The sequence below is a fragment of the Chthoniobacterales bacterium genome (assembly GCA_018883245.1).
In the GTDB taxonomy this organism is placed as follows: Bacteria; Verrucomicrobiota; Verrucomicrobiia; order Chthoniobacterales; family JACTMZ01; genus JACTMZ01.
In genome coordinates, this window is the sequence record VEQL01000002.1 from 145300 (window position 1) to 156959 (window position 11660).

The 11660-nt window shown below is 60.5% G+C and carries 7 protein-coding genes and 1 tRNA gene; 6 read left to right on the top strand and 2 right to left on the bottom strand.

The window, feature by feature from the left end; genetic code table 11:
* Nucleotides 1-29: 29 nt before the first annotated feature.
* Together FGM15_01430 and FGM15_01435 are read right to left on the bottom strand one after the other, a co-directional pair.
* Nucleotides 30-1025, bottom strand: a complete 996-nt coding sequence (locus tag FGM15_01430; GenBank protein ID MBU3664528.1) for a polysaccharide deacetylase family protein — start codon at nt 1023-1025, stop codon at nt 30-32.
* Nucleotides 1026-1129: 104 nt separating this feature from the next.
* Nucleotides 1130-3055: a hypothetical protein gene (locus FGM15_01435; GenBank protein ID MBU3664529.1), complete on the bottom strand. Its 1926-nt coding sequence runs from the start codon at nt 3053-3055 to the stop codon at nt 1130-1132.
* Between the two features lie 1388 nt (nt 3056-4443).
* Between FGM15_01435 and lysS the strand changes: the two genes are divergently transcribed.
* The 6 genes from lysS (at nt 4444) to FGM15_01465 (ending at nt 11659) form a co-directional block, all read left to right on the top strand.
* Nucleotides 4444-5898, top strand: a complete 1455-nt coding sequence (gene lysS, locus FGM15_01440) for a lysine--tRNA ligase (protein ID MBU3664530.1) — start codon at nt 4444-4446, stop codon at nt 5896-5898.
* A 16-nt stretch (nt 5899-5914) separates the two neighbouring features.
* A complete protein-coding gene (locus FGM15_01445; GenBank protein ID MBU3664531.1) occupies nt 5915-7234 on the top strand; it encodes an MFS transporter in 1320 nt (439 codons plus the stop codon).
* 184 nt (nt 7235-7418) lie between these two features.
* On the top strand, nt 7419-8687 hold the full coding sequence (locus tag FGM15_01450; GenBank protein ID MBU3664532.1) for a hypothetical protein: 1269 nt from the start codon (nt 7419-7421) through the stop codon (nt 8685-8687).
* A gap of 3 nt (nt 8688-8690) precedes the next feature.
* Nucleotides 8691-9434 carry a hypothetical protein gene (locus tag FGM15_01455; protein ID MBU3664533.1) on the top strand — a complete coding sequence of 248 codons (744 nt, stop codon included), beginning with the start codon at nt 8691-8693 and terminating at the stop codon, nt 9432-9434.
* 4 nt (nt 9435-9438) lie between these two features.
* Entirely contained in the window at nt 9439-11544 is a 2106-nt protein-coding gene (locus FGM15_01460; GenBank protein MBU3664534.1) for a polysaccharide biosynthesis tyrosine autokinase, read from the top strand.
* 39 nt (nt 11545-11583) lie between these two features.
* A tRNA-Phe gene (locus FGM15_01465) sits at nt 11584-11659 on the top strand.
* Nucleotide 11660: the final 1 nt, after the last annotated feature.

Consider the following 11660-nt stretch of genomic DNA (forward strand, 5'->3'; position numbering starts at 1 on the left):
GCTGTGGATGCTGCCGGAGCGGACAGTCTTTATGACTGTCCTTTTCCCTCTCGCGGCGCTTCAGGGGTTTGCTGCCCCGGTTTGCGCGGAGCGGTATCGCGGGTCTTGTCTTGTTTGGGTGTTGGCGGCGGCGGTGGCTCGGCCATCGCAAGAAGCTGGCTCACCGTGACAAAGCGGTAACCCTTGGCCTTGAGCTGCGAGATCGTCTGCGGCATGGCGGCGATCGTCCCCGGGTGGATGTCGTGCGCGAGAAGGATGGCGCCGGGATGGGCGCCGGTGACAAGGCGGCGCGTGACAACGTCAGCGCCCGGACGTTTCCAATCACGCGGATCCACCGACCAAAGAATGACATCGAGGCCGTAATCGTTGATCAGGGAGCGCTGGACGCGTTCGTTCAGGGCGCCGTAAGTCGGGCGCATGATGGTGACCTTTTGCCCAGTGGTTTGCTCGATGATCTCAGATGTCCGGCGTATCTCGCGGTCCAAACGCTCGGCGCTCACCTTGGGCAGGCTGGGGTGATCCCAGGAATGGTTGGCGATCTCATGACCCTCGTTGACGATGCGCCGCGCGATATCGGGGTAGGCTGACACATTGCTTCCCAGGACGAAAAATGTCGCGGGCACGTCTTCCGCGCGGAGGATGTCGAGCAACTTGGGTGTCAGTTGACCGTGCGGCCCGTCGTCGAAGGTAAGAGCGACAACCTTCTGGCTGGTATAGACGGAGTTGAAAAGTCCGGGACGGACAAGTTTCCCGGATGATTCGGAGGAAGCGGCAGGCGAGGGTGTCATCTCCGCATATTCCGGTGACTTATTGATTGCGGGGCTTGCCATGGGTCCGCCCGGGTGCAGTTGCGGTGCGGGGAGCGCGGGAGTAGGAGTCGGTGCCGCGGGTTCGATGGTCGATGATGGCGACTGCGCCTCGCCGCTGTAGGGAATGGCAATATCTTCGGCCCGCAGCAGGTAAGGGGGCAGTGCCCCGATCCAGACGCTACACGCCAAGAACAGCAGCTTTCGCATGGTGTTCATATTCCCCTTCGAAGCGCGTTTGGCAATTAGAACCTATCCCAACAACCTTGCGGGATGGCCCAGGGGCGCGGTGCGGGTCGTATGGCAAGGCGCGAGATGTTTGCTCAGGCCGGTGCGGTTGCGGGGTTTCTTGCGCGCCGGTGCCGGACAATGGCAAGGGCTAGGTAGGCGGCTTCGACGGCAATAAAAAGAATCACGTAGCCTTCGCCGCCGACTCCAAATCCGTAGCTGTGCTTGCCGGTTCCAAGGACGAAATTGACGCCATACCATGCCATGAGCACGCCGCTGAAATTGACCACTGCCGCCACGGCCATGCCGAAGTCGCCCCACCATCCGGCCATTTTGCCATGGATGGCCACGACATACATGAGCAACGCGATAAGGGCCCATGTTTCCTTGGGGTCCCATCCCCAAAAACGGCCCCAACTGTAGTTGGCCCATACGCCTCCGAGGATGGTGCCCGCGGCAAGGAGAATGAGGCCGACAAACATCATCCGGTAAAGCCACGTGTGCAGGTTGTGCATGGCGGGAGCTGTGCGCGGTTGCCGGATGTAGCGCCACAGAACGACATGGGCAAAGCCGAGCGCGAGGGCGAATGCCGCGTAACTCAAGGTGATGGTGAGAACATGGACGGTGAGCCAGAAATTATCGCGCAGCACGGGGACGAGCGGATCGAGTCGCGAGGGCATGGCGACAGGGAGGCTGCGGGCAAGGAGCAGTCCGAGAAAGCTCACCGGAAGCGCGCTCAGCAGCATGAGGCGGTTGCGGTAAGCAGCGTAAAAGAGGAGCCCGAAAAGCACTGTGCCCATGGCGACCCAGATCACGGACTCATACATGTTGGTGACCGGGGCACGTCCGGCGACCAGCACTCGCAAGGTGATGCCAACCAACATGAACGCGAGGCCCAGCACGCTTGCCACGACACCCCCGCGCAGCGGCCAGCGCCGCCAGCCGTGCCTCGCGCCGGCGGCAAGCAGCAAGCCTCCCGCCGCGAAAAGCCACATCGCGGAGTCGAACGGCTTGAGCCGATTGTAGAGAAGTTCGCGGTCGATGGCGCGGGTGGACGGATAAAGCTCCGGGTTGAGCGCACGCAGGTCGCTTTGGAGATGTGAGGCTACATCGGAAAAACGCGCGTCGTCCCCATTCTGCATGGCGCTGTTGAGTTCACGCAGGTTCTGCAGCACGGGCATGCTCTTTTCTGCAGGGTAGGCGGCGGCCATCTCGGCAAGGCCCATCCATGGCGTGCCGGGTGCGGATCCTGGGGGCGGCGGAGCGAATTTGAAGGCCGATGTGTCGGCGAGGGCGTCGAACACGGCCAGGCGCTGCAGGACCGTCTGGGCCTCGGTGTTGACCATCGGCGGTGGCTCCTCGGGATTGGCCCGACGCATGGCCACGGCCTCGCGGCTGAGTGTTTCGAGTTCCTTGGCCGCGCCCGCGATTTCCCGACGCGAAAATCTTTTGCGCGAGGGATCGAGACCGAGCTTTTTCGCGAGCGGATGGTAGGAGATGAGGATCAGCGGTTCGTCCGCCCAATCACGCGTTGCGTAAAAAATCGATATGGCGAATTCGTCTCCGCCGACTTTCTCGCCGGCTTTTGTTGTCACCGGATCGCGCCCCGAAATTTTGACCAGCGCCTCGTGGCCGAAGGTTCCCATCGGCTTTTTGCGGCCCGAGTCTTGCACGATGATCGGTTCCCACGGGCGCAGGTTGACGGGCGCGGCATGGGTCGCGGCGGCGAGGGCGAGGATGATTAATGCAGTGTATCTCATGGCGTTGAGTGTCATTAAGAGTCGCTTCCGGACGCGCCGGAAGATTTGGTGGGCCGGCGGAGGGCGAACATCAGCACCAGGCCGGTGCAAAGCACGAGCGATCCGGTCCATTTCGGCAGCCAGCCCGGGTCGCGGAGGATCTGCACCGAGCTTTGTGTGAGATCGTTCGGGTTCCAAGAGGCTTGCGAAATTTTGTAGGTCAGCCCGGTAAGGGAACGCCACAAGGCGTCGGGGTAATTGGCAGGCTGGTTCATCGAGCATGAACCGGTGCCTGCCACCGTTCCGTCCGGAAGAACCATGGCAAGATCGCTGCGGAAAGACGCAGGTTCGTCCGTGCCTTCGTTGCGCTCAACCACGAAGTCCTCGAGCACCAGCCCGAAAGGAAGCCGGTGGACCTCCCAGCCGTAGGCGACTTCCAACGGCCATTGTCCCGTCGGCAGGCTTGCCCGCCAGCCCGAGGCGACCCATTGCTCGACTTTGCGATCGCCTTGCGAGGCGCGCACGAGAATTCCGTCGAGAAGCGATTGGCCCGCGGGTGCAGGCTCTCCTTCCGGAACCGGCGCAAAACGGAATCCCGGAACGGCTGATGGAATTGTTTTCACTGCTTCGATCGTCCAATCCGCCCAGCCCGTGGCGAGAGGCTGGCCCGCGACGAGCGTTTTTTGCGCAAGGCGTTGTCCGCGGATGAATATCTCCACGGCGAGAGATCCGTCGCGCTCGGTGCGAACAATGGCGCGATTGGCCGCGCCTGTGGCGGGGGCGGGCGAGTCGGAGTCGGTGAAATCAACGGTGACCAGGCCGAGATCCAGCCGCGAGTGATCGCGATTGCCGGCCAGCAACCATTGCTCGACGGTCTGGCCCATGGCCTTGGTTTGCAGACGGACCAAGGCCGCCGCTTTTCCGTCCGGCGAAGCGCTGGGCTCGAACTTCGAAAGCAAGCGGTGCGAGCTTTCCACCGCCTCGACCTTCCATCCGCCGGGCGTGGTCCACAACTCGACGGGGCGGCCGTCGCGCACGCGCAGCGGTTGGCGGCCGATTTGGACCATGACCGCACGTCGCGCATCAGGATCGCGGATCGTGATCTGGCGCTTTTGCAGCACAAGCGCGTTGTCGGGAGGCGATTTTTTGAACAGCGTCATGGTGCCCTCGATGCCCCAGATCTGCCCGATCACGGCCCCGATCATCACTACGATCATGCCCAAGTGGGTCAAAAGAAATCCGGTCTGGTGCTTTTTCCATGGCCACCTCATCAGCGCGCTGCAAGCGAGGTTGGCCGCGAGAAGAGCGAGCCAAAGGTTGAACCACGGCGCCTCGTAAATCCACGTGCGCGCGGTGTCGGCGTCGAACTTCGACTCGGCAAGCGTGCCGACGATGCTCATGACGATGAGAACGGCCAGCAGGATGACGGCGAGTTGCAGCGATGCGAGGAAGCGGAAGACGGGGTTTCTTTTCCAAGCATGCCGCGGCGGGCGGGTTTTGCTCTCGCCGGATGACGTCATGAAACCGGCTACGCTAAATGCAGCATTGCGTGTGTCAAGGAATGCAGGTCTTTTGTGGCTGCGAGATGCCGTCCGGGGCGGCGCCGATTCGTGCGGTGCTGCAATTTCGTCTGGCCCGCGGGCTCGGGCGATCGCATCCTTTCCATTCTGATGAGCGATGCAAACAGTCTGACTGCAGTGCGCCTGCAAAAGCGCGAGGAACTCGAAGCCCGTGGCATGCGGCCTTACGGTGCGGCATTTCCCGTCACGGGCGACGTGGGAGATGTTCGTGCTTCGTTCTCGGAGGGCAGGAAGGTGCGGTTGGCTGGCCGGGTCACCGCGCGCCGCGACATGGGCAAGAGCCACTTTCTCGATTTGAGCGACCATAGCGGGCGGATGCAGGTCTATCTTCAGGACAAGACGATCGGCGACAAGGGGCTCGCGGTTTATGGCATGCTCGACATCGGCGATTTTGTCGGCGTCGAAGGCGAATGCTTCACCACGAAGACCGGCGAACCTTCGCTCAAGGCGGATAAATTCGAACTGCTCTCCAAATCATTGCACCCATTGCCGGAAAAGTGGCACGGATTGCAGGATGTCGAGGCGCGGCACCGCCAGCGCTACCTCGATCTGATCTCCAACGCGCACGCGCGGGAAATCTTCCGCAAGCGATTCGCCATCATCCGCGAAATCCGTGCCTTTTTCGAGGAGCGTGGCTTTCTCGAAGTGGAAACGCCGATGATGCAGGCGGTGGCTGGCGGGGCGGCCGCCAATCCTTTCCAGACACACCATAACGCGCTTGGTCTGGATCTCTATCTGCGCATCGCGCCGGAACTTTACCTCAAGCGCCTGCTTGTGGGCGGCTTCACCAAAGTGTTCGAGCTCAATCGCAACTTCCGCAACGAAGGTGTGTCGCGGCGCCACAATCCCGAGTTCACCATGCTCGAGGCTTATTGGGCTTACGCCGATTTTGAAATGATGGCCGAACTGGTCGAGGAACTCGTCTGTCGCGTGGCCGAGAGAGTCTGCGGCGGGCTGCGAATCGAACACCGCGACGGCGACGGCGATGTGGCGCGCGTGATCAACCTAGCCCGGCCTTGGCGCCGTGCTGGATACCGCGACTTGGTCGAGGAAGCCGAGCCCGGCTGGTTTGCGCGCGACGCGTCCGGCCGGCGCAATCGAGCGCTGGAACTCGGCCTCGACATCTCGCACTGCACCGAGGATTACGAGGTGACGCAGCATGTTTTCGAGAAGTTGGTCGAGGAAAAGAGCATCGATCCGGTGTTCGTCACCCACTGCCCGAAGGAACTCATCCCGCTGGCCAAAGCCAATGCACAGGACGACTCCGTGCTCGACGTGTTCGAGCTCGTGATGAACGGGCAGGAAATCGCGCCCGGTTATTCGGAGTTGAACGATCCGGTGATCCAGCGGCAGCGGCTGCTCGAGCAATCCGGGGGCGAACAGCACAAGATCGACGAGGAGTTCCTGCAGGCGCTCGAGCACGGCATGCCTCCGGCCGGAGGCATGGGCATGGGGATCGACCGGCTGGTCATGCTGCTGACCGGGGCGGACTCGATCCGCGAAGTCATTTTGTTCCCGCACTTGAAGCCGCGGGCGGAGGCCTGACGGAGGTTCGGCCGCGATGCGCTTCTTCGGCACGTCCGGTTATCCGCCGGGTTCGCTCAATGTCAACGGCTTCAGTTTTTTCAACGCCCTCTCGTTCCAGATTATCCTCGGCGGCCCGGTTATTCTTTTCGCCAAGTCGCTGCACGCCTCGTCGTTTGTCTTGGGAACCATCGCGGCGCTGACGCCACTGCTGACGGTTCTGCAACTCGTCGCGGCGCGCTTCCTGCACCGCGCGGGCTACAAGCGTTTCGTGTTGGCAGGGTGGGGCGCACGCACATTTTTCACACTCGCGGTCACCTTGCTCCCTTTGGTGCCGGGTCTGAGCGCGGGCTGGCGGCTCACGCTGCTGCTCGGTGCGCTTTTCTTTTTCAGCCTGCTGCGAAACTTCGCTGCGGGCGCGTGGTTGCCGTGGATCTCTGTTCTCGTGCCCGCAAACATGCGCGGACGGTTTCTTTCGCGCGACCATGCTTTCATGCACCTCGGGTGCCTTGCAGCGCTGTTAGTCTCGGCGTGGATCATGGCGGGATCTGTGGAGGATGGAGAATACGCAGCGGTATTCGGAATCGGCTTCGTTGCCGCTCTCGTGAGCCTGTGGTTCATCCGCCGCATTCCCGAGGCCCATTCGCACGAAGAAATGCGCCGGTCGGGTATCGCCGTTCCGTGGGCTGCGATGCTGCGTTATCCGCCGTTCGCCCGCTTGCTCTGGTTCAGCACGATGTATGCGGCAATGATCGGCAGCCTCGGGGTTTTCACGGTCGAGTTCCAGATCGTCCGGGCCAAGCTCGCGGAAAGCACCATCCTTTTGCTGGGAAGTTTTTCGTTCGCCGGTGCACTCGCGGGGCTGGCCGTGACGGCACCGAGCCTGGATGCTACCGGAAGCAAGCCGTGGCTGCGCCGCGCCATGCATTTGATGATTGCCGTGATCGCGGGATGGCTGCTGCTCGCGGGCGGTATCCTTCCGTGCCGGCCTTGGCTGGTCGGGGCGTTGAATCTTCTGGGCGGCGTGGCCGGTGCGATTTTCGGTGTTTCCAGCACGCGCATTTTGCTGGGCAGTGTCCCGGTGATGGGACGCAACCATTTTTTTGCACTGTTTACCGTCGTTTCCGGCCTCGGCTTGGGCTTTGCCCCCATGTTTTGGGGTGCACTGCTCGATGCCGTGGGGCGGTTGGACTTCACTGCGGGGCCGATTTCTGTCAACCGCTACACGCTTTATTTCGCCGCGTTGGTGATTCTTGGGTGGTGGAACCAACGCCTCGTTGCGCGCCTGCATGAGGGCGCGACGGACGACACGGCCGTGCCGCCCGCAGAACCCATGCCGGTCGCTCCCGTGGAGTGATGCTGGGGGATTCGATGGTCTTCGTAGTCGCCCTGCTACCTTGATTCCCAATTTGCCGTGAGGCTTTTGCTCCGCCCGCCAGCTGCTCGACACAAATTTTGTTTTTGCTCTTGTGTCGGGTGCCAAATTCCTATGAGAATACTTGTTGCCCTCACTGCCCCGTAGAGTGCTCTAACCTCCTGTGATGACCACTGTCCGCAACTGTTTCTTTGTTGGAGCAATTCTGCTTTATGCAGTTCCGGCTTTCGCACAGGACATTGCCCGCCCATCGCTGGGCATGCAGCGCGGGGCCAATCCAATCGCGGCTTCCACGATCCCAGCCTCGCGCTACAACGTAAAAGTCGGGCCGGTCAAAATGCTTTTCAATGCGGGGGTGGGCGCCGAATACAACACCAACGTCAATCTCTCCGAGGAAAATCCCATCGCGGACTTCGTCTTCACACCGAGGGTGGGGGTGGGGCTTTACTGGCCCATCACCAAGATGAACAAGCTGCGCATGAACGTGCAACTCGGCTGGCAGTATTATCTGAATAATCCCGATTTGGGCAGTCAGACCCTGATCATCGATCCGGGCACGGAGTTCTTTTTCAATATCTACGTGAATGAGGCGAACCTCATGATCACATTGTTCGAGCGGCCGAGCATCTCCGTGAACCCGATCGACAACGCAACGGTTTCCAACGCCACGGACTACGCCATTTTCAACAACACGGCTGGCATCGACCTGCTTTGGGATTTGAACGACGTGGAGCTGGGGCTTGGATATTCAAACTTTATCCAATACGCGATCAACGAGACCTTCGATTACACAAACCGCGTCTCGAACCAGGTTTTCGGCAACGCATCTTTCCTTGTGCTTCCTTATTTGCGCCTCGGCCTCGAAGGCTCCGCCACATTCTCCGTATATACAGCCGGCTCCGCGCCCGGTTCGAACGCGTTGAACAACAATGTGAACTATACCCTCGGGCCTTTTGCCACGGGCAACATCTCCCGCTATGTGGATTGGATGGCCGGCGTCGGCTGGCAAATCACCGACTTCAACGAGAGCAACAACCCTCTCAATACGGGCAATTACAGCAATCCTTATTACTACCTCAACCTCGACCACACGCTGAACAAATTCTTCAGCCATCGCGTCACGACCGGCCTCGAGGCTATTCCCAGTGTGGAGTCGAACTACGCCCAGCTCTTCTTCGTGCGCTACAGCTTCAACTGGCTGCTCTTCAAGGACTGGTCGCTCGGCGGGGCCGCCTTCTACGAAGATGGCGTGGAGTCGCCCGGCCCGAACTCAGAGGACTTCAACCGCGTGGGGGGAACGCTTTCCCTCAGCTACCAGCTCACCAAACACTGGGTTTTCAACATTTACTACGGCGTGATCGCCAAAGGTTCCACAGTTTCATTTGACGGATACAATCAACAGCGCTTTGGTCTCAATGCGACCTACCATTTTTAATCCATGCACAAAAAGCGCATTCGCGTCGGCTTCGGCTGGCGCCTTGTTCTCGCCGCCGCGGCGCTGACCCTGCCTGCCGCGGGCGTTTTCGCGCAGCAAAACGTAACCCCGCAATTCGCCCCGAGTGCGCCGGTCGGCACGCCGCCGCCGCCAATGCCCGAGACGCCTCCTGCCCGCGCTGGAATGGCTGCCGTCTCGGCCACCGTATCCATGGATGTCCTCGACTCCGGGCGTCCGCTCTCGCGTGGCGACGTGGTCAACTTCCGCATTGTCGAGGACCGGGATCCCGCCGTGAGTCTGCAGGTCACCGATTCGGGCGATATCGAGGTTCCTTACATCGGCCGCGTGCGCGCCGCCGGCAAGACGCCCCGCGCGCTTGCCTACGAGGTGAAGAGTCTCCTCGAGCGCGACTATTATCACAATGCCACGGTGATCATCGGTCTCGACATGGAAGGTCAGCGTTCGCCAGGGCGCATTTACGTCACCGGCGCTGTCAACGGCGCCGGTCCTCAAGACATCCCTCCCAACGAGCGCTTCACCGTCAGTAAAGCAATTCTTCGGGCTGGCGGGTTTGCAGATTTTTCCAATCAGCGCAAAGTGAAACTGACGCGCACAAGGCCCGACGGGTTCACGGAAACCATGATCGTTGATGTGAAGCAGATCATCGACAAAGGTCGTCCCGAACTTGATGTCGAGGTTCAGCCCAACGATCTCATCGTCGTGCCCGAGCGCATGATCAATTTTTAGCGTCATGCCCGCCACCTACTCCGATATCACCACGCCGGCAGGCGCGCAGCAGCACGAGCGCGCCGAAATCCTGCAGCTCACATTCCAGCGCTACAAATACATGCTGCAAAACTGGTGGTGGATCCCGCTCCTCACCACCGCCATCGGCCTCGGCCTGCAGGCATGGATGGTGCTCAGCGCGCCCCCGCAATACCAGTCCAACGGACGTCTCATGGTGTCCGGCAAAATCGCCTTGCCCGAAGGCGCCGTTTACAACGAGGAGGCAGCCAACTTTTTCGGCACGCAACTGGAATTGCTGCAGAGCAGCGAAGTCGCCCGCCGCGCCGATGCCCGCGTGATGGCGCTCAATCCGAACTTGGAAAAAGTCCCGGTCAAACTCTTCGCCAGCATTTTGCCGAAGACCTCGATTTTCGCCGTCTCGGCGCAAGGACTGCAGCCCCAGCAGACCAAAGCCTACCTCGACGCGGTGATGGACGAATACATCGCTTACCGCAAATCAATGCGCTCGGACAAATCAGACGTCACATTGAGCGCCATCACCGACCAAGTCGTGGATTTGGAGAAAAATTTGCGCAAAGCCGAGGACGAGCTGCTCAACTGGCAGAAGGAAAACAACGTCGTTTTTCTCCAGGAGGAAGGCAACAGCGCAGGAACATACCTCGCGCAACTCAACCGGCAACTTGCCAATCTCAACACCGAATATCAGCTGCTCGAGACGCTCTCGCTCGAACAAAACCTCGAGCGCCAGAACAGGGTGGAAGCCATGGCCAAAAACGAGCCCGAGAGCATGAACTCGATCATGCGCGGATTCGGACCGGCGGCCGACTACCTCAAGGCCCGCCAGGAACTCCAGCTTCTGCGCGCGCAACTTGTCGAAATGGGGGTCAATTTGAAGCCCCGCCACCCGAAAATGGCGGAGCTGAGCCAGCGCATAGCCATGCAAGAACGGCTCATGGAAATTTTCCAGGGACAAACCAAAGAGCAATTTGCTTCGCAGATGGACTCTCTCCGCGTTCAGATCAAAAACATCCAGGCATCGGTCAAAGAGTGGGAGGTCAAGGCCCTCGATCTCAGCCGCCGTCTTGGCGAATACGAGCGCCTCAAGAGCAAGGTCGAGCGACTCAAGGGCCTTTACGAGAAGCTGCTTGCCAGCGTTCAGAGTGTCGATGTGAACCGCAACATCGACCAGGACGTCGTGATGGTGATGGAATACGGCACGCCGCCATCGGTCGTGCGACCCGATCTCGGCCGCGCCTTGCTCATGGGCGGTCTGGGAGGCTTTGCGGTGGGACTCGGCATTCTTCTGCTCATCGGGAAGCTCGACGACCGCTACATTTCCGTCTCGGAACTCGAGGCCCACTCCGAGCTTGATGTCGTCGGCCTTATCCCGCGACTCAAAGCCTCGGAAATGCAAGTGCTCGAGACCAACGACAAGCGCCACATTCTCGTCGAGTCGTTCCGCAACATCCGGTCCAGTATCCTTTTCATGCCGGCGGGCGACTACAACCCGAAGAGTTTTCTCGTCAGCAGCGCCATCCCGGGCGAGGGGAAATCCACGCTGGCGATGGATCTTGCCGTCACTATGGCGCTCGCAGGGTCGAAGACATTGCTGGTCGATGCGGACCTTCGTCGAGGCCGCCTCAATCGCCACTTTGCCGTGCAGAGCGAGCCGGGTTTGGCCGAGATACTCAAGGAGCAATCGACTTACGAAAAGGCTGTCGTGTCCACTCAGATCCCGAATCTCTCCTTCATCCCGCGTGGAAAGGCCCTCGCGGCGGGAACCGAACCCGTGCCCAGCGCAAACTTCTCCAAGCTCGTGTCGCAACTCCACGACCGCTACGACTACATCATCATCGACAGCTGTCCGGTTCTGGCAGCCGACGACTCCAGTGCCATGGCGCCTCTGGTTGATGCCGTCTTTTTTGTGGTCCGCGCACGCTTCACCTCCGCGCGACTGTTCATCCGCTCCCTCAAGCTCCTGGCCGTGCGCGGTGTCAATGTCCGCGGCCTGATCTACAACTGCGCCGAGATGGGAAGCTCCGACTACCCGTATTACCAATACAAGGAATACCATCGCACTACCACCGCACCGACGGTGGCAAAAACTTGATCCGCAGGCCGCGCCGCGTAGTATCAAATTTTCGACAACGGCTAGGTAGCTCAGTTGGCAGAGCAGAGGACTGAAAATCCTCGTGTCGGGGGTTCGATTCCCTCCCTAGCCACCTC

Excerpts from the sequence above, each read along its gene's own strand:
- FGM15_01460 (MBU3664534.1), top strand. The coding sequence starts at position 9,439 with ATGCCCGCCACCTACTCCGATATCACCACGCCGGCAGGCGCGCAGCAG.
- FGM15_01430 (MBU3664528.1), bottom strand. The coding sequence starts at position 1,025 with ATGAACACCATGCGAAAGCTGCTGTTCTTGGCGTGTAGCGTCTGGATC.
- FGM15_01445 (MBU3664531.1), top strand. The coding sequence starts at position 5,915 with ATGCGCTTCTTCGGCACGTCCGGTTATCCGCCGGGTTCGCTCAATGTC.
- lysS (MBU3664530.1), top strand. The coding sequence starts at position 4,444 with ATGAGCGATGCAAACAGTCTGACTGCAGTGCGCCTGCAAAAGCGCGAG.
- FGM15_01455 (MBU3664533.1), top strand. The coding sequence starts at position 8,691 with ATGCACAAAAAGCGCATTCGCGTCGGCTTCGGCTGGCGCCTTGTTCTC.
- FGM15_01450 (MBU3664532.1), top strand. The coding sequence starts at position 7,419 with ATGACCACTGTCCGCAACTGTTTCTTTGTTGGAGCAATTCTGCTTTAT.
- FGM15_01435 (MBU3664529.1), bottom strand. The coding sequence starts at position 3,055 with ATGCTCGATGAACCAGCCTGCCAATTACCCCGACGCCTTGTGGCGTTC.